The following is a 17,330-nucleotide window of genomic DNA, read 5'->3' on the forward strand; positions in this document are numbered from 1 at the left end:
GTCCATCGCGGCATGACGCCTGGCGAACACAGTCGAGGCCATCAGTCGCCGGTTGCCGACGCGCGCTCGGCCGGAAGGTGCGCATCCACGGTCTCCGGACGGTCGGTCGCCCGGTTCCGCGGTACGAGGACGGTGAGGATCGCTGCGAGTACCGCCGGAATGGCGAAGGCGTAGAAGCTCCAGTGGCTCGAAAGCGAGCCCGCGTTGATCTGCGTGAGAACGTAGCCCCCGTATGCCGGCCCGACGATGGCGCCGATCCGGCCGACGCCGAGGGCCCACCCGAGCGCGGTCGCGCGCGACTGGGGTGGGTAGAGGCCGCCGATGAAGGCGTTGACGAGGGTCTGGGTGTTGGACCCGAATCCGGCGAACGCCCCGATGACCAGGAGCAGCGCGGTCGGGGGCTTGGTGATGAAGAGCAGGACGGCGACGGCCGCGATGCAGAAGGAGCCCGCGATGACCAGCTTCTCGCCGAGACGGTCCGCCAGGGCACCGGCGATGATGACGCCTGCGACGGCGCCTACGTTGAAGACCAGCAGGAAGGTGAAAGCCGACCCGGCCGAGTAACCGGCGTTCCGCATGAACTGCGGCAGCCAGGTGTTGAGCCCGTAGACCAAGAGCAGGCCGATGATCGAGATGGCCCAGAGGAGCAGCGTCATCGGCAGGCGACGCCCACCCATGATCGTCCTGGCGGTCTCGCCGAGCGCGCGCTTCGGGCCGGCCGTCGGTCTCGGGGCCGACGTCGGCCCCGCGGGTGGTCGGTACGCGGTGAGACCGAACCGCCGTGCGTACGCGGCGGCCTCGTCATGCCTGCCTTTCGCGGTCAGGAAGGCGATCGACTCGGGCAGCATCCGGATGGCCAGCGGCAGCACGATGACCAGCGGCGCGGCTCCGATGACGAACATGACGCGGAAGTCGACGACGGGCAGCAGCCAGAGCGCCAGCACGGCGGCGAGGATGCCGCCGATCGAGTAGCCGGAGAACATCAGGGCGTTGTTGAGCTGGCGACGTCCTTCCGGGGAGTACTCGGCGGTGAGCGCGATGGCGGTGGGAACGACGCCGCCGATGCCGAGCCCGGTGATGAAGCGCAGCAGGCCGAACACGGTCGGGTCGGGCGCCAGGGCGGTCAGCGGCATGGCGACCGAGAACCAGACCAGGCAGCCGATCATGGTCCGGCGTCGGCCGAGGAGGTCGGTGAGCGTGCCCACGACCATGGCTCCGACGAGCGTGCCGACCAGCGCCAGGCTCCCGATCCGTCCGACGTCGGCCGGGGTCAGCGCCCACGACTTGTCGGCGAGCAGGCTGGGGACGACGGTTCCGTAGACGATCAGGTCGTAGCCGTCGAAGATCACGGTCAGGCAGCAGATCAACAGAACCCACCGGGTGCCCCGTGAGGCCTCGTGGGGCGCGGTGGCTTTGCGTGCGGACATCGCTGGTTCCGTTCTCCTGGGAAGGAAGTGGCGTTCTGCGCCGTGTTCGAGGCGTCTCGCGGAGTTGCCGAAGTATGGAGATCGGACCATTGCCGTGTCCGCCGTCGATCCATTGGATGAACGGGCTTCTTCCGGATGCCCGGCGAACACCGCGGTGCGTGGGACTGTGCTGGAAATCCCCGACCGCGGTGGGCTATCCGTATGTCAGGTCGGCGGCCACTTCGATGTCGAGCAGCCGCGGGCCGGCACGGTCGGCGAGGGTGGGCAGGACTTCGGACAGCGCGTCCGTCAGCTCGTCGTAGCTCGTGATCCGATCGGCCGGGCAGCCGAGGCCCGCGGCGACCGTGCCGAGCCGGATCTCGGAGAACGGCGGCCACGGCTGCTTGCCCTGCCCCGACTGCTCCGCGAGCCTGTCCATGATGGCGTAGCCGCCGTTGGACAACACCAGGAACAGCGCTCCGACGTGGTAGTGGGCCGCACTCCACAACCCCTGGATCCCGTAGAGCGACGACCCGTCGCCGAGCACGGCGACGACGGGGCGGTGCGGTGCCCCCAGCTTGAGCCCGATCGCTGCCGGGAGCCCGAACCCGAGCCCACCCGCGGCCGCGCTCACGAAGCCCAGCGGCGCACGGGCGGGAACGCGACGGTGCAGCTCGGGGCGGCTGGACGGAGACTCCTCGACGAGGATCGCGTCCTCCGGCAGCCAGCGGGCCAGCAGGTCGAAGACGTGTCCGGGGCGCAGCGGCTCGCCCGCCCGCGGCGGTGGCAGTGCCGCGGCGGGCGGGCGCACGGCCGCTGCTTTCCCGGCCCGGGCCCGGACCTTGGCGACGAGGCCTCGGCAGGTGAGCGAGACGTCGGCGACGAAGGCACGGTCGGCGATGCTGTGATGGGTCTCGTCGGCGTACGGGGTGACCTGGAAGACGGTGGCTTCCGCCGGCACCAGGTCGCCCGGTTCCCACGGGTACTGCCGGAACGCAGGCGCGCCCAGGACGAGGACGACGTCGTTGTCGGCCAACGCGGAGCGTGCGCCTGACCGCGTCGGGGGCAGGTGCCCCGCGAAGGCGGAGTGGTGTTGCGGGAAACCCGCACGCGCACCGAAGGGTTCCTGCCAGACAGGTGCGCCGAGACGTTCGGCCAGCGTGACGACGGCGGACCAACTCGACTCGTCGTCCGCGGCCGACCCGACGACGAGCGCCGGCGCGTGCGCCTCGTCGAGAGCGACTGCCAGTTCGTCGAGTTCCGGCCCCAGGGTCGGCCGCCCGCGGCGTACGTCGATCGCGGCGGCCGAGCGGAGCGCCTCGGCCGGCTGGAGCCAATCGTCCATCGGCACCACGACCAGCGCGGGACCGGCACCGCTGACCGCCTCGTGATGCGCCCGGGCGAGCGCGCCCGGCACGTCCTGCGCCCGCGCCGGCTGGCCGGTCCACACCGGGTAGTCCCCGACGAGCCCCTCCAGCCGGCCGGTCAGGAAGGGATCGTGGGCCAGGTGGCGGCGGTCCTGTTGCCCGACCACGACGACCAGCGGGGCCCGATTGGTCCGCGCCGTCGCGAGAGCGCCCGCTGCGTTGGCGAGCCCGGCGGTGGTGTGCAGGCTGACGAACGCGGGGCGGCCGGTCGCGGTCGCCCAACCGGTGGCCATGCCCACGACCGAGCCCTCGTGCAGCGCGAGGGTGAAGTCGAAGTCGTCGGGGAGGCCCGTGAGGAAGGCGATCTCCGTCGATCCGGGGTTGGCGAAGATCGTCGTCAGCCCGAAGCGGCGGAGGACCTCGAAGGCGGCTTCCCGCACGGTCTGCTCCGGCCCGCGTCCGGCGACACGGGCAGCGTCCATCGTGGTCATGGAATCGGCTCCTCGGTGGAGGTCGGTGCGGATCACCGCGGATCACCGCGGATCACCGCGGATCGGCGCGGGTCACCCGGTCGGCCGTCGGTGCGGTCAGATCGGGTAGTGGCGTTCGCCGGACTGCTGGGTGATCCAGCGCAGCTCGGTGAACTCCTCCAGGGCCGCACGTGATCCGAACCTGCCCCACCCGCTGGCGCCGACGCCGCCGAAGGGCATCTGCGGCTCGTCGTGGACGGTCGCGCCGTTGATGTGGCAGATGCCCGACCGGATGCGGCCGGCCACGTCGAGGGCCTTCCCGCCGTCGCGGCTGAAGACGGCTGCCGAGAGCCCGTACTCGGTGTCGTTGGCCGTCGCGACTGCCTCGTCGACATCGGCGACGTCGATCACCGACACCACCGGGCCGAACGTCTCCTCGTGGTAGATCCGCATGTCCGGCGTGACGTGCCGGAGGACGGTCGGCCGGACGTACAGCCCGTCCGCGGACCCTCCGGTGAGGACCTCGGCGCCCTGCCGCACGGCGTCCTCGACCAGTGCCATGACGTGGTCACGAGCGCGCGCGTGCACGAGCGGGCCGATCTGGGACGCGTCGTCGTCAGGCGGGCCGACGACGAGCTTCGCCACCCGGTCGGCCAGCAGCGAGCTCAGCTCGTCGGCCGCGGAGCGTTCGACGATCACCCGCTCGGTGGACATGCAGATCTCGCCCTGGTTCATGAAGGCGCCGAAGCTGACCGCTGCCGCCGCCGCTTCGAGATCCGCGTCGGCGAGCACCACGACGGGCGCCTTGCCGCCCAGTTCGAGGAGCACCCGGGTCAGGTACCGGCCGCCGAGCTCACCGATGATCCGGCCGACCCTGGTCGAGCCGGTGAAGTTGACGCGGGCGGTCGCGGGATGCGCCACCAGTGCCTCGACGATCGCGGGCGCGTCCTCGGGCGCGTTGCTGATCAGGTTGACCGTCCCGGCCGGCGCTCCCGCGTCGTGGAGGATCTCCACGATGGCGGACTGCGTGAGCGGCGTCTGCTCGGAGGCCTTGAGCACGACCGTATTGCCGTACACCAACGGCATCGCCACCGCCCGGACGCCGAGGATGAGCGGCGCGTTCCAGGGTGCGATCCCCACGACGACGCCGACGGGCCGGCGGACCGCGAGCGCCGTCAGGCCCGGCACGTCGGACGGGATGACCTCGCCCACGGCCGAGTAGGCCTGCGCCGCCGCCTCGATGAGCATGTTCTGCGCGACGTGGACGTTGAACCCGCACCACGGTCGGGTCGCGCCCATCTCGCGGCCCATGATCGCCGAGAGCTCGGCGGCCCTCTCGCCGAACAGCTCGGCGGCTCGCAGCAGCACGGTCCGGCGTCGCGCGGGAGGGAGCCCGGCCCAGCCGGGCAGGGCTTGCGCCGCCGCGTCGACCGCGCGGTTCGCGTCCTCGACCGTTGCCGCCGCGACCCGCGCGATCGGGGCACCGCTGACCGCCTCGACGGTCTGCACCCAGCGGCCGTCCTGCGCCTGCACGGACCGGCCCGCGATGAAGAGGTCGGACGTCACGACCCGCGATGCCTCGGCCGGTACGACTCGGGTGGATGACATCGGCCTTCTCCTCGACGCTGGGGATCCGGTGACCGCCACCAGACCGCGCGGCGAGTATCCGAAGCCGCCTCCGAGCGGACAACGCCTTCGCTCATTGAATGAACACCACGTCGTGAGCGCGTCGGGGTCGGTGATCGTCTGCGGCGTGTAGCGCCGCAGACCGCCCGTCCCGGCTCTCTGGTCCGCGGCACGCAGATCACCTCGCTGCCGGACGCACGTCGGATGTCCGTTCAATGGAACATCGTGCCTCGGCGCGCCCTCCGGCAGGCAGCATGTGCGCAGTTGCCGCCGGAGGAGTTGAGGAATGACAGCACGTAAGACCGCCCCGCCCAGGATCGCGATCCTCGGTGGCGGCATCGGAGGGCTCGCCGCCGCGGCCTTCCTGCACCGGTACGGGGTCCGGGCCACCGTCTACGAGCAGGCACCGCGCATCGCCGAGGTGGGTGCCGGTCTCGTGATCGCTCCCAACGCCGCACGTCAACTGCGCAAGCTGGGGGTCCTCGAGCGGATGCGTGAGAACGTGGTCCGACTCGACGTCGGTTGGCAGTTCCGCCGCTGGGAGAACGGCGAGGTCCTCTCTTCGGAGAACCTCGCGGCTTCCTGCGAGCGTCTCTACGGCGAGCACACCTACACCGCACACCGCGCCGACCTCCTCGCGGCCATCCAGTCGCTGGTACCAGCGGATGCTGTCGAGCTCGGGCGCAAGTGCGCCGGCCTCGACACGGCCGGCGGAACGTGGCGGATCCGCTTCGCCGACGGCCACTCGACCGAAGCCGACGTCGTGATCGGTGCGGACGGGGTGCACTCCGCGGTCCGCAACGCCGTCATCGGCGCGTCACCTGCGACGTACTCCGGCCTGTGCGCCTTCCGGGCACTGGTCCCCGCCGACCGGGCACCGGACTTCGCCCGGCGTCCCGCCCAGACCCTGTGGATCGGCCCCGGCCACCACCTGGTGCACTACCCGATCTCGGCGGGCAGGTACGTGAACCTGGTCGCCTTCGCCCCCGCGGGCGACTACGCCGTCGAGTCCTGGACCGCGACCGCGACGGTCGAGCAGTTCCTCGCCGAGTTCGACGGCTGGGACCACCGCCTGACCGGGCTGATCCGTGCCGCGGGTACCCCCGGGCGATGGGCCCTGCTCGACCGCGAACCGCTCACCCGGTGGTCGCACGGCGGCGCGACACTCCTCGGCGACGCCGCGCACCCGATGTTCCCGTTCTTCGCCCAAGGCGCCGCCCAAGCGATCGAGGACGCCGCGGTCCTGGCCCGCTGCCTGGCCGAAGGCATCGACGATCCCACCGGCGCGCTCCGGCGTTACGAGGAACTCCGCGTCCCGCGCACCACGCGGCTGCAGACCATCAGCCACGGCCGTTCCCACGTCAACCACCTTCCCGACGGCCCGGAGCAGCGGGCCCGCGACGCCGCGTTCGCCCAGCACGACCCGCTCGCCGCGAATGGGTGGATCTACGGGTACGACCCTGACGACGTGCTCGCCGACGCGGGGAGACAACGGTGACGTTCACCCTGCGCCCGTCTCGTCGGCCTGTTCTCATGTCCTGTCCGGAGATTCGCGTCCTGGGCGAAGCCGAGAGGTGAAGGAGCATGGGCATGGGTGTGCTGGAGCGCTTCGCGGTGTTGAGCTCGCCGGATCTCGACGAGTTCCGCCATTCGGTGTCGCGGTTCCTCACGCCGCACCGGCTCACCCCTCTCACTTCGGGCAAGGCCGGTGTGCGCACCGACCTGTCGAAGGCTTCGGTGGGGCCGGTGTCGCTGGTGTACTGCCGTAATCGCGGTGTCGAACTCGGGGTCCACCTGACCGATCACGTGGACTACTACGACATCAACCTCGCCCTGCACGGCCGCAACCGGGTCGTGTTCGGACGGGACGAGGTGGTCGTGGACGGTTCTCGGGCGGCAGTGATCTCGCCTCGGATGCGGGTGGACATGCGGCTGAGCGACGACTACCGGCAGTTGCACGTGCGCGTCGAACGGCAGGCGCTGACCGACCACCTGGAGGCCATGCTCGGCCGCTCAGCGCCCGCCGTCATCCGCTTCGAACCCGAGATGGATCTGACCGGGCCCGCCGCCGGGGCGTGGCTGCGGACGGTCCGGTTGCTCCTCCAGGACCTCGACCAGCCGGAAGGCCTCGCCGAGCGTTCCCTCGGAGCGGCACCGTGGGCGAACCTGCTGATGACCGGCTTGTTGCTCGCGCAGCCCAACAACTACTCCCCACAGCTGGAACGCACCGACGCCGGACCGCGCCTGCTCGCGCCGGTCCGCCGCGCCATGGAGTTGATCGAGCGCGATCCCTCCGGCGACCTCAGCGTCGAACGGCTGGCCCGCGCTGTGCGGACGACGCCACGCTCGTTGCAGCGGCACTTCCGCTCGGCGTTGGGCGTGTCCCCGCACGAATACGTGCAACAGGTGCGGCTGGCGCGGGTCCACGAGGAACTTTGCGTCGCCGAACCTCGCAGCGTCACGGTCACCGAAGTGGCACTGCGGTGGGGATTCAACCACGTGCCGCGCTTCGCGGGCTTGTACCGGAAGCGCTACGGGATGAACCCGTCGCAGACGCTTCGTGACGTGTTCTAGCGCACGCAGGTCGATGTCGCGTCCCGGATCGCCTTGTCGCACAGTGGATCGTGGTTCCGCCGCCGGCTTCGTAGGGTCCACGCACCAAGCGCGAAGGAGCGTGGTGACGATGGACTTCGACGTGGCGATCGTCGGGTACGGACCGACCGGGCTGGTCCTGGCCTCGGCGTTGGGCAAGGCCGGGCACAGCGTGGCGGTGTTCGAGCGGTGGCCGACGCTGTACGGGCTGCCGAGGCTGACCCACATCGACGGCGAGACCGCGCGGATCATCCAGGCGACCGGCGACGTCGACGAGGCGCTGCGCGAAGCGTCGGTGGCGGAGGTGTACGAGTGGCGCAACGGCGCCGGTGAGTTGTTGCTGGCCGTCGACTGGTCCGGCCGGTCGAGCGGGTACGCGGCGCACTACACCATGTACCAGCCGCACATCGAGGACGCGATCGATCAGCGCGTTCGCGGCTACCCGAACGTCGAGCTGAACCAGGGGACCGGTGTCGTGGCCCTCGACCAGGGTTCCGACCACGTCCGGTTGATCGTCCGGCCCTGGCGGCGCGACCGGGACGAGCAGTGGTCGGTGGGTGCCGAGGACCGCACCGTCACAGCGCGGTACGTGGTCGGCGCCGACGGTGCGAACAGCTTCGTCCGCAACGCGCTGGGCATCGAGCAGATCGACCTGGGGGTCGACGACCGCTGGCTCAACCTGGACACCGAATGCGTCCACCCGCTCGGGCCGCGGTTCCAGGTGACCCGCCAGTTCTGCGACCCGGAACAGCCGAACATGTTCATGCCCATCGGCAAGTCCAGGCAGCGCTTCGAGGTCGGCGTTCGCACCGCGGACGATCTCGCCGAGATGGAGACGGCCGAGTGGGCGTGGCGCTGGCTCCGGCAGCGGCACGGCCTCGGACCGGAGAGCATCCGCCTCCTCCGGCAGATCGTCTACACCTTCTCCGCGCGAACAGCGGTCACCTGGCGGCACGGTCGGGTACTGCTGGCCGGGGACGCCGCGCACACCATGCCCCCGTACATGGGGCAGGGCGCCTGCTCGGGTATGCGCGACGGCATCACCCTGGGCTGGAAGCTGGACCTGGTGCTGCGCGGGCTCGCCGACGAGGCGCTGTTGGACACTTACGAGGCTGAGCGCCGCCCGCACGCCGAGATGGTCCAACGGTGTTCGATCGAGCTCGGCAAAGTCGCGAACCTCAAGGACCGCGAGGCGGCAGCGATCCGCGACGCCGCGTTCCGACGGGGGGAGGTGCCGCCGCTGCCGCCGTTCCCGACGATCACCGGTGGTGTCGTGCACCGCACGCCCAGCGGCGAGCCGTCACCGTTGGCCGGCACGCTCGCCCCGCAGGGCATCGTCGGGTCGGGCAACGGCACCGGTCGCTTCGACGACGTGGTCGGAGGTGGCTTCAGCCTGATCAGCGAACGCGATGTCCGAGCACTGCTCAACGTCGAACAGCAGGCGTTGCTCACCGCACTCGACATGTCCGTCGCGACGTTCACACCGGGGACGCCGGACAGCGTGGAAGACACGGAGGGCACGTACACCCGGTATTTCGCCGACACCGCCACGGACACCTTCATCTCCCGGCCGGACTTCCACCTGTACTGGGCAGGCCATGCCCAGGACGCGCCGGCGGCGCTGGACGCGTTGCGCGCCCAACTGTGCTGGACCGGCTCTCGAACCCCACTCGCCGCAGGAGTCGACACATGACCGACGTTCACACATCAACCGGTGGTCCGCACGCGCCGATCGAGGCGTTGTGGCGTGCCATGCCGGTGACGCGGATGCTCGACAACGGCGTCGACTACGCCGACGTTCTCGCCATGCGGCGGAGCACGGCAGACGGCATCGCGTGGGACAAGGCCGCCGAAGCGCTCGCCACGGCGCAGCTGGAGCGCGCCCGCGCCGCAGAGCGTGGCGGGCACCCGGTGACCGCGTTCGCGGCCTACCGGGCGGCGGCGGCGGACCTGCTGTTCGCGCAGATGGCGTTCAACTTCGACTGCGCTCGCAAGCGCTCGCTGTACGAAGCGTTCACCGACGCGGTCGGTCGCGCCGCGGCACTGGCCGATCCACCGTGGCGACGTGAGCACATCCCGTTCGCCGGTGGACGGATGAACGGCTGGCTGTTGCGACCGGCCGCGACACCGATCGGTGCGGTGATCGTGTTCGGCGGGCAGAGCGGGTGGGGAGCCGCGTACCTGCCCCAGGCCGACGCGCTGCTGCGGCGCGGTATGGCCGTCCTGTTGGCTGAAGGACCCGGCCAGGGTGAGAGCAGGCTGCGCCACGGGATCCTGCTCGACGTCGACGTGCGCGCCGCTTACTCGGCGTTCGTCGACCGCGCGCTGACCGTGGCGCCGCGAGCCGGGTTGTGGGGGAACAGCCTCGGCGGGCTCTACGCCGCGACGACCGCCGCCGCGGATCACAGGGTTTCGGCGGTGTGCGTCAACTCTGCTCCCGCGCAGCCCCGCCTCCAGCGGTTCCGCACGTTCGTCGAGCAGGCCGCGGCAATGCTGGGCACCAGCGATCCGGACGCGATCCAGGCCAACTTCGACCGCATCGCCTTCCGCCCCGGTGTCGACCGGATCCGGTGCCCGCTGCTGGTCCTGCACGGCGGCGCGGACCCCATCGTGCGCCTCGACCAGCAGCAGCCTTTCCTCGACGCCGCCCACGACGCCACGCTGAGGGTGTGGGAAGACGGTGAGCACACGATCTACAACCACGCGCAGGAGCGCACCGCCTACGTCGCCGACTGGTTCGCCGACCGGTTCCACCACACGGCAGCCGGGGACGTGATGTGATGCGGTTCGTCCACAACACCCTCCCGCAACGGGTCCGGTTCGCCTCGGGCGCCGCGGCGGCCGGGGTACGGGCGGAGGTGGAGCGGCTCGGTGCCCGGCGGGTCATGGTGATCGCCGCCGACGCCGAACGGGCGCTCGCCGAGGAGATCGCGGCCGATCTGCCCGTGGCGCTGCGCCACGACGAGGTCCTCATGCACGTTCCGGTCGAAGTGGCCGAGCGGGCCCGGGCCGCGGCGGCGGCACACCGGGCCGATGTGATCGTGTCGGTCGGAGGGGGCTCGACCACCGGGTTGGCCAAAGCGGTCGCCCTGACGACCGGGCTGCCGATCGTCGCGGTACCCACCACTTACGCCGGTTCCGAGGCGACGGACGTCTGGGGCCTGACGGAGAACGCGGTGAAGACCACGGGACGCGACCCGCGGGTGCTGCCCGTCGCGATCGTCTACGACCCGTCCTTGACGCTCACCCTGCCGGCGGAGATGAGCGTGGCGTCCGGGCTGAACGCACTCGCGCACTGCGTGGACAGCCTCTGGGCGCCTCAGGCCGATCCGATCAACGCGGCGCTGGCGATCGAGGGGGTGCGGGCGCTCACCATCGGGCTCCCGGAAGTCGCGCGTGATCCGTCCGGACTGGACGGTCGTGAGCACGCCCTGTACGGCGCTTACCTGGCGGCGGTGGCGTTCGCCTCGGCCGGTTCGGGGCTGCACCACAAGATCTGCCACGTCCTCGGCGGGAAGTACGACCTGCCGCACGCGCAGACCCATGCCGTCGTGCTGCCCCATGTGCTGGCGTTCAACGCGCCGAACGCACCCGACGCCGACCGGCGGCTCGCCGGGGCCTTCGGCGCCGATACCGCCCTGGCCGGGTTGCAGGCGCTGCGCGCGCGGCTGGACGCACCCAAGGCGTTGCGGGACTACGGGCTCGCCGAGGCGGACCTTCCCGACGCGGTCGAGGCGATCCTCCGATCCGTACCCGAGGGCAACCCGACACACGCCACCGGCGACAACCTGGCCGCGCTGATCCGCGCGGCGTGGGAAGGAAGTGAACCCGCATGACGACCGACCCCGGAACCTCGGCGCCCGGTGAACACGCCACCACCGCACCCGCCGTCCCGCCGGAGCAGTCCGAGCGCGAGGACGAGCTGGTCCGGCGAGTACTGGGCTCATTCGACGGTTGTACCGACCAGCGGCTCAAGCAGTTGATGCAAGCGCTCGTCCGGCACCTGCACGCCTTCCTGCGCGAGGTGAGGTTGACCGAGGACGAGTGGGGCAAGGCGATCGAGTTCCTCACCGCGGCCGGCGACATCACCGACGACAAGCGCCAGGAGTTCGTCCTGCTCTCCGACACCCTGGGAGCCTCGATGCAGACCATCACCATGAACAACGAGGCCCACGGCGACGCGACGGAGTCGACGGTGTTCGGGCCGTTCTTCGTCGACGGCAGCCCGGAGATCGAGCACGGTGGCGACATCTCCTTCGGCGCGAGCGGAGAACCGTGCTGGGTCGAGGGAACCGTCACCGACACCGCGGGCCGCCCACTGGCCGACGCGCTCATCGAAGTCTGGGAGGCGGACGCGGACGGTCTCTACGACGTCCAGTACGGCGACGACCGCACCGCGGCCCGGGCGCATCTGCACACCGACCACGAGGGACGCTACCGGTTCTGGGGCATCACACCGACTCCGTACCCGATCCCGCATGACGGACCGGTCGGCAAGATGCTGAAGGCCACGGGTCGCTCCCCGATGCGCGCATCCCACCTGCACTTCATGGTGAAGCACGCGGGCCACCGCACACTCGTCACGCACATCTTCGTACGCGGTGACGAGTACCTGGCCTCCGACTCCGTCTTCGGGGTCAAGCAGTCACTGGTCAAGGACTTCACGCGGCAGGAGGCAGGCACGCCGACTCCGGACGGCCGCGAGCTCGGCCGGGCGACCTGGTCGAAGGTCCGGTTCGACATCGTCCTGGCCCCTGCGGGCAGCTGACCCGCACTCGACCGTTCCGCAGGACCGGGGCGGGTGGAACAAAGGAGCGCAAGTGACCGACTACGACCCGTTCGTCGACGACGTGGCACCCGCGTCCGGCACCCACCGTGTCCGGCGAATCGTCACAGGACTCGGCCCGGACGGCGAGTCCACGGTGCTGATCGAGGACAGGGGTCGGTGGGCGCGCACCGGCCACGGTGTGCCGACGTACGTCGTGACGGATCTCTGGCGCACGGACGCGACACCCGCCGACAACAGCGGACCGCTGAGAGACCCGATGGACACCGACGAGAAGCTCACCATCGCGCCTTCGGCGACCGGCACGGTGTTCCGCACGCTCGAACTGCCACCTGATTCGGAGTGGCGGTTCGACGGCGACGGCAACGAGATCAGGCCGCTCGCCGTCCACACGACCCGCTCGATCGACTACGCGATCGTCGTGCGAGGCGAGATCTGGGCGGTGCTGGACGCCACGGAAGTCCGCATGCGGGCGGGGGACGTGCTGGTGCAGCGGGGCACGTCCCACGCCTGGTCCAACCGTTCCGACGAGCCTTGCCTGCTGGCCTTCGTGCTGGTCGGCGGGACGCTCTCGGAGGACCGACCCGCGGTATGACGGCGTCGGCGACGGGCCGCCCGGCACCGCGTGGAGATCCGGGGTGACGAGCGGCCCGTCATGACGCGTAGGGGGAGGGGCCGGGTTTCTCGTCCAAGGGCACGCGACCGGAGCGGGCGAACCGGCAGATCAGCATGTAGGTGCCCACGACGTACAGGAGTTCGGCGATCGCACGAGCGGAGAGCTCCCGGGCAGCGGCGTCGTAGATCGGATCGGCAACCTCGACGTTGATCACGCAGTCCTCGGTGAAGGCGAGGACCGCCCGCTGCTCCGGACTGAAGCAGCGGGCGGTGAGGTCACCGCGTGCGGTCGCGGCGATCTGCTCGTCGGTGACACCGACGCTCTTGGCCGTCACGACGTTCTGACGCCAGACGTAGTGGCAGTCCGACAGCTTGCCGACGAGCAACACCGCCAGCCGTGCGGTCCGCGCGTCGAGCTCCATGTCCTGGAACAGCTCGGCCAGGTAGTCGACGAACGGCGGGTACAACGTCGTGGCCGACGCCATGGCGCGGAACAAGTTGACCCCGGGGAGCTTCGCGAACGCGGACCGGACCTCTTCCGGTGCCGACGCCGGATCGATCAGGGGAAGCCGTTCCGCGTTGTCGCTCACGACGAATCTCCTCGTTCGCAGGTCACTGCCGGCGATCACTTTCCGCGACTCGCTCGGCGTAGCGCTTGATGGCGGTCACAATCGCGTCATAGCCGGTACAGCGGCACAGGTTCCCGCTGATGGCCTGACGGATCTCGTCCTCGTCCGGCGTCGGGTTGTGGTCGAGCAGGTCCTCGGCCGCGAAGAGCATCCCGGACAGGCAGTAACCACACTGGAAAGCGTTGTTGTCCCAGAACGATTCCTGCAGTCCCGTGAGACCGTTCGTGCTCATCGACTCGAGTGTCTCGATCTCCGCGCCGTCTTCGGCAACGGCGATCCGCAGGCAGGACTTCGTGATCAGGCCGTCAAGCCGGACCGTGCAGGCTCCGCAGTCACCGGTGAGGCACCCGATCTTCGGCCCGGTGACGCCGAAGCGGTTGCGGAGCGCTTCGATCAGGAGCTCACGCCGGTCCACAGTCGCAGAGCGGCGTTTCCCGTTCACGGTGATCTCAAGGGCAGTCAGGTCGTCGTCCATGCCGTTCCCCCTCCGTGACGCCGACGTTGGCCCGTGCCATGGCAAGCGCCCGCCGGGCCGCGGGTGCGGCGACCGCCGCGCGGTAGTCACCTGGAGCGAGCACGTCGGTCCAGGGCGCGGACAACGCGGCCACCGTTCGCGCCGCGGCCACATCCAGTTCCTGGTCGCCGAGTGGACGCCCGAGCATGATCGTGAGGTCCACCGTCATCGGCACCGCCTCGACCCCGCCGAGGACGAGGTGAGCGGTCTCGCACCGACCGTCGTCATCGAGGCGCAGCAGCGCCGCTGCGGTGACGATGGGCCAGGAGCTGCCGCCCCGCTTCAGCTTGACGTAGCCGTGCCCGGACATGCGCTCGGACGGCAGGTCGAAACCGGTGATCACCTCGTCGACGGCGAGCGTGGTCCGTCCGGCACCGAGGAACAGCTCCGCGGTCGGTACGCGGCGCGATCCCGCAGGGCCCGCGACGACCGCGTCCGCGCGGAGGGCCACCAGCGTCGCGGGCACGTCGGACTGAGGACGGGCAGCGGCGACGGAGCCGCCGATGGTGGCCTGGTTGCGCAGTGCCGACCCGCCGGTCACTCCGCTCGCCATCGTGCGCAGGAGCGGCGCGTGGCGTGTGACGTCCTCGCTGGAAAGGAGGTCGCTGTAGGTGCACATGGCGCCGAGGCGCAGCCGGGAGCCCTCGACCGAGATCGTCGCGAGGCCGGCCCGGCGGAGGTCGACGACCCGCCGGGGGCGGGACTCGGCACGTCCCATCTCCGGTACCACCCAGGTACCCCCGGCCAGCAGCCTGCTCTCCCCGTCCAGTGCGGCTACGACGTCGGCCGCGGTTCGCGGTGCGACGTACTCGAAGCGGGTCGGGATCATCGACGGGCCTCCCGGAGTGCCCTCATGATGGCGATCGGGCTCAGCGGCGTGCGGTCGAGCCGGGCACCGAGCGGCGCGACCGCGTCGTTCACCGCGTTGAACGCCGCCGCGAGCGCCCCGGCGAACCCGGCCTCGCCGACTCCCTTCGCGCCCAGTGGAGTGCCTGGCGCCGGTGTGCAGAGGTGGCCCAGCTCGACGCGCGGCACGTCGACCGCCCGGGGGAGGAGGTAGGTCTTGAAGCCGGTCGTGAGTGGAATCCCGTCGTCGTCGAAGACGAGTTCCTCGCTGAAGGCCGCGCCAAGGCCCATCACGACACCGCCGGTCACCTGCCCGTCGACCATCAGGGGATTGACGACAGTGCCGCAGTCGTGAGTGGCGACGTGCCGCAGCAGCGTGACGACACCGGTTTCGACGTCGACCTCCACGACCGAAGCGTGCACCGCATAGGGATAGGTCGTGTAGGTCTGCATCCGGCCGAGTGCGTCGGGCACCTCGCGGATGTTCGAAGGCCGGTACGTGCGCGTCGACTCCAGGTGCGGCTCCACGTCGAGCTCGAGCTCGTAGGAACGGGTGTACACGGCACGGGCAGCCTCGACAACGGAGACGCTGCGGGACGGGTCGCGGGTGAGCCGTGCGATCCCGTCCTCGATGAGCACAGGCTCGTCGTAATCCGCTCGGAGCAACGCGCGGGCAGCCGCGCGGATCTTGTCCGCCACGTCGCGAGCGGCGAGCACCGCGGCGTTGCCGCCCGTGACGAGCGAACGGCTCGAGATGTTGCCGAAACCGTACGGGCAGGTGTCGGTATCGCCTTGCACCACCGACACGGTGTCCAAGGCGACTCCCAGTTCGTCCGCGACGAGTTGGCAGATGCCCGTGTCGCTGCCCGTGCCCGGGCTGGTGACTCCGGTGAGCACCGACACGCGCCCTGACGGGCTCATCCGGACCGTCGAGGTGTCGTACGCCGCGACGAACCCACCCGGGATGTCGGCGCTTTCGGGCATCAGCTCGAACCCGAGGCCGATACCGAGGTAGCGGCCCTGCGCCCGCAGCCGCGCCTGGTCGGCGCGCAACCGTTCGTGGGAGAGGATTTCGAGCGTCTGATCGAGTGCGGCGGCGTAGTCGCCGCTGTCGAGCTCCAAGCCCGAGGTGTGCCGGTACGGGAAGGCGCTCGGAGCGACGAAGTTGCGCCGTCGCACCGTGCCGGCGTCGACGCCGGTCGCGGCCGCGACCCGCTCCATGATGCGCTCCAGCAGGAGTGTCGCACCGTCTTTGCCGAACGGCTTGGTCCCGCTCCACGGCGCCTTGTTGGTGACTACCACGCGATAGTGCACGTGGCAGTGCTCGATGGCGTAGCCGAGCCCCGTCGAGAGCGCCCCTACGTACGCCATCGCCCAACCGTGCGTGGGGGCGGCAGCGCCGTGATCGGTGAGGGCCTCGACGTCGAGGGCGAGCAGGCCCCCGTCGTCGTCGAATGCGACCCGGTAGGACAGCACCTGCTCCCGGGCGGCCGGCAGCAGTGAGGCCGCGCGTTCTTCCACCCAACTGACCGGACGGCCGACCATTCGCGCGAGAACAGGCGCGATGAAGTCCTCACGGCTTCCGTACATCTTGAGGCCGAACGAGCCACCGACCTTGGGCGCGACCACGTGGATCTGATCCTCGCGCAGTCGCATTGCTGCGGCGAGCACTGTCCGGAGCACGTGCGGGTTCTGCGTCGACGCGTAGAGAGTGAGGTGCTGCCTTCCGGCGTCCCAGTCGGCCAGGTACGTGCGTGGCTCCATCGGTGCCGCCGTACCGCGGTGGGTCCGCAGCTCGCCTTCGAGCACGTGCGGCGCTGTTCGCGCCACCTCGGCGAAGTCGTCGTTTCCGACGTGGCCTTCGATGAGGACGTTCTCGGCCCAGGCCGGGTAGAGGATCGGGGCGTCCGCCGCGAGCGCGGACTCGACGTCGAGCAGGACCGGCAGCGGCTCGTAGTCCACCTCGACCATCAGACAAGCCGCATGGGCGTCAGCCTCGGAGGTGGCTACCACGGCGGCGATCGGCTCGCCGGCGTAGACGACCTTCTCGACGGCGAGCGGGAACACGGCGCTGTGGTGTCCCCCGAGATGCCCCGCGTCCAGTCCGTGCGGGATCTCGTCACACCACGGGATCATGTCCTCACCGGTGACCACGGCGATCACTCCGGTCGCACCTTCCGCCGCCGCGGTCGACACGGACCGGATCAGCGCGTGTGCGAGCGGTGCGCGCACCAGGGCGGCGTAGACCGTGCCCGGCAGCACGATGTCGCCGGTGTAGGTCGCGTTCGCCGTCAGGTAGGCGTCACCGTCGTGCTTGCGGACCGGACGGCCCACGGACTTGCCGGCAGTACGCAACCCAACCTCCATGACGTGGACTCCGGGTATCACCGCCGGGTCCTGCGCTTCCCGTGCGGACCACTTCGGACAGTCGTCGTGGACGGACGCTAGGGCTTGGCCGAGCCGGGGTCGATCCGCTACA

At 70.5% G+C, this 17,330-nt stretch carries 14 protein-coding genes; 7 read left to right on the forward strand and 7 right to left on the reverse strand.

Annotated elements, in window-relative coordinates; genetic code table 11:
• Nucleotides 1-41: 41 nt before the first annotated feature.
• The 3 genes from FHS29_RS18990 to FHS29_RS19000 form a co-directional block, all read right to left on the reverse strand.
• Nucleotides 42-1,577, reverse strand: a complete 1,536-nt coding sequence (locus FHS29_RS18990; protein ID WP_221456226.1) for an MFS transporter — start codon at nucleotides 1,575-1,577, stop codon at nucleotides 42-44.
• A gap of 43 nt (nucleotides 1,578-1,620) precedes the next feature.
• Complete coding sequence (locus FHS29_RS18995) at nucleotides 1,621-3,264, reverse strand: thiamine pyrophosphate-dependent enzyme (protein WP_246440453.1); 1,644 nt, start codon at nucleotides 3,262-3,264, stop codon at nucleotides 1,621-1,623.
• 96 nt (nucleotides 3,265-3,360) lie between these two features.
• A complete protein-coding gene (locus tag FHS29_RS19000; RefSeq protein ID WP_184692138.1) occupies nucleotides 3,361-4,851 on the reverse strand; it encodes an aldehyde dehydrogenase in 1,491 nt (496 codons plus the stop codon).
• Between the two features lie 304 nt (nucleotides 4,852-5,155).
• Here FHS29_RS19000 and FHS29_RS19005 point away from each other — a divergent pair, with 304 nt between their 5' ends.
• The 7 genes from FHS29_RS19005 (at nucleotide 5,156) to FHS29_RS19035 (ending at nucleotide 12,842) form a co-directional block, all read left to right on the forward strand.
• Entirely contained in the window at nucleotides 5,156-6,367 is a 1,212-nt protein-coding gene (locus FHS29_RS19005; RefSeq protein ID WP_184692140.1) for an FAD-dependent monooxygenase, read from the forward strand.
• A gap of 92 nt (nucleotides 6,368-6,459) precedes the next feature.
• Entirely contained in the window at nucleotides 6,460-7,443 is a 984-nt protein-coding gene (locus FHS29_RS19010) for an AraC family transcriptional regulator (RefSeq protein WP_246440454.1), read from the forward strand.
• A 109-nt stretch (nucleotides 7,444-7,552) separates the two neighbouring features.
• Nucleotides 7,553-9,154 carry a bifunctional 3-(3-hydroxy-phenyl)propionate/3-hydroxycinnamic acid hydroxylase MhpA gene (mhpA, locus tag FHS29_RS19015; RefSeq protein WP_184692381.1) on the forward strand — a complete coding sequence of 534 codons (1,602 nt, stop codon included), beginning with the start codon at nucleotides 7,553-7,555 and terminating at the stop codon, nucleotides 9,152-9,154.
• A complete protein-coding gene (locus tag FHS29_RS19020) occupies nucleotides 9,151-10,242 on the forward strand; it encodes an alpha/beta hydrolase family protein (protein ID WP_246440455.1) in 1,092 nt (363 codons plus the stop codon). The genes mhpA and FHS29_RS19020 overlap by 4 nt, the downstream gene beginning before the upstream one ends.
• The gene (locus tag FHS29_RS19025; protein WP_184692145.1) at nucleotides 10,242-11,297 is read left to right on the forward strand and encodes a maleylacetate reductase; all 1,056 of its coding nucleotides are present in this window, start codon (nucleotides 10,242-10,244) and stop codon (nucleotides 11,295-11,297) included. The genes FHS29_RS19020 and FHS29_RS19025 overlap by 1 nt, the downstream gene beginning before the upstream one ends.
• Nucleotides 11,294-12,229, forward strand: coding sequence for a hydroxyquinol 1,2-dioxygenase (locus tag FHS29_RS19030; RefSeq protein WP_184692147.1), 936 nt, complete (start codon nucleotides 11,294-11,296; stop codon nucleotides 12,227-12,229). Before FHS29_RS19025 ends, FHS29_RS19030 begins: the two co-directional genes overlap by 4 nt.
• A 52-nt stretch (nucleotides 12,230-12,281) precedes the next feature.
• A complete protein-coding gene (locus FHS29_RS19035) occupies nucleotides 12,282-12,842 on the forward strand; it encodes a cupin domain-containing protein (protein ID WP_184692149.1) in 561 nt (186 codons plus the stop codon).
• A 58-nt stretch (nucleotides 12,843-12,900) separates the two neighbouring features.
• Here the strand turns inward: FHS29_RS19035 and FHS29_RS19040 are convergent, their stop codons facing one another.
• The 4 genes from FHS29_RS19040 to FHS29_RS19055 are packed head-to-tail and all read right to left on the reverse strand — an operon-like array spanning nucleotide 12,901 to nucleotide 17,218.
• Nucleotides 12,901-13,452, reverse strand: coding sequence for a carboxymuconolactone decarboxylase family protein (locus FHS29_RS19040; protein WP_184692151.1), 552 nt, complete (start codon nucleotides 13,450-13,452; stop codon nucleotides 12,901-12,903).
• Nucleotides 13,453-13,474: 22 nt separating this feature from the next.
• Nucleotides 13,475-13,966: a (2Fe-2S)-binding protein gene (locus FHS29_RS19045; RefSeq protein WP_184692153.1), complete on the reverse strand. Its 492-nt coding sequence runs from the start codon at nucleotides 13,964-13,966 to the stop codon at nucleotides 13,475-13,477.
• Nucleotides 13,941-14,834, reverse strand: a complete 894-nt coding sequence (locus tag FHS29_RS19050) for an FAD binding domain-containing protein (RefSeq protein ID WP_184692155.1) — start codon at nucleotides 14,832-14,834, stop codon at nucleotides 13,941-13,943. The genes FHS29_RS19045 and FHS29_RS19050 overlap by 26 nt, the downstream gene beginning before the upstream one ends.
• Entirely contained in the window at nucleotides 14,831-17,218 is a 2,388-nt protein-coding gene (locus FHS29_RS19055; protein WP_246440456.1) for a xanthine dehydrogenase family protein molybdopterin-binding subunit, read from the reverse strand. The genes FHS29_RS19050 and FHS29_RS19055 overlap by 4 nt, the downstream gene beginning before the upstream one ends.
• Nucleotides 17,219-17,330 lie beyond the last annotated feature (112 nt).

It is taken from the genome of Saccharothrix tamanrassetensis (assembly GCF_014203665.1).
Lineage (GTDB): Bacteria > Actinomycetota > Actinomycetes > Mycobacteriales > Pseudonocardiaceae > Actinosynnema > Actinosynnema tamanrassetense.

Bases quoted from the DNA above. Each gene is read 5' to 3' on its own strand.
- FHS29_RS18995 (WP_246440453.1), bottom strand. From the start codon at position 3,264: ATGACCACGATGGACGCTGCCCGTGTCGCCGGACGCGGGCCGGAGCAG.
- FHS29_RS19000 (WP_184692138.1), bottom strand. From the start codon at position 4,851: ATGTCATCCACCCGAGTCGTACCGGCCGAGGCATCGCGGGTCGTGACG.
- FHS29_RS19005 (WP_184692140.1), top strand. From the start codon at position 5,156: ATGACAGCACGTAAGACCGCCCCGCCCAGGATCGCGATCCTCGGTGGC.
- FHS29_RS19010 (WP_246440454.1), top strand. From the start codon at position 6,460: ATGGGTGTGCTGGAGCGCTTCGCGGTGTTGAGCTCGCCGGATCTCGAC.
- mhpA (WP_184692381.1), top strand. From the start codon at position 7,553: ATGGACTTCGACGTGGCGATCGTCGGGTACGGACCGACCGGGCTGGTC.
- FHS29_RS19020 (WP_246440455.1), top strand. From the start codon at position 9,151: ATGACCGACGTTCACACATCAACCGGTGGTCCGCACGCGCCGATCGAG.
- FHS29_RS19025 (WP_184692145.1), top strand. From the start codon at position 10,242: ATGCGGTTCGTCCACAACACCCTCCCGCAACGGGTCCGGTTCGCCTCG.
- FHS29_RS19030 (WP_184692147.1), top strand. From the start codon at position 11,294: ATGACGACCGACCCCGGAACCTCGGCGCCCGGTGAACACGCCACCACC.
- FHS29_RS19045 (WP_184692153.1), bottom strand. From the start codon at position 13,966: ATGGACGACGACCTGACTGCCCTTGAGATCACCGTGAACGGGAAACGC.
- FHS29_RS19050 (WP_184692155.1), bottom strand. From the start codon at position 14,834: ATGATCCCGACCCGCTTCGAGTACGTCGCACCGCGAACCGCGGCCGAC.
- FHS29_RS19055 (WP_246440456.1), bottom strand. From the start codon at position 17,218: ATGGAGGTTGGGTTGCGTACTGCCGGCAAGTCCGTGGGCCGTCCGGTC.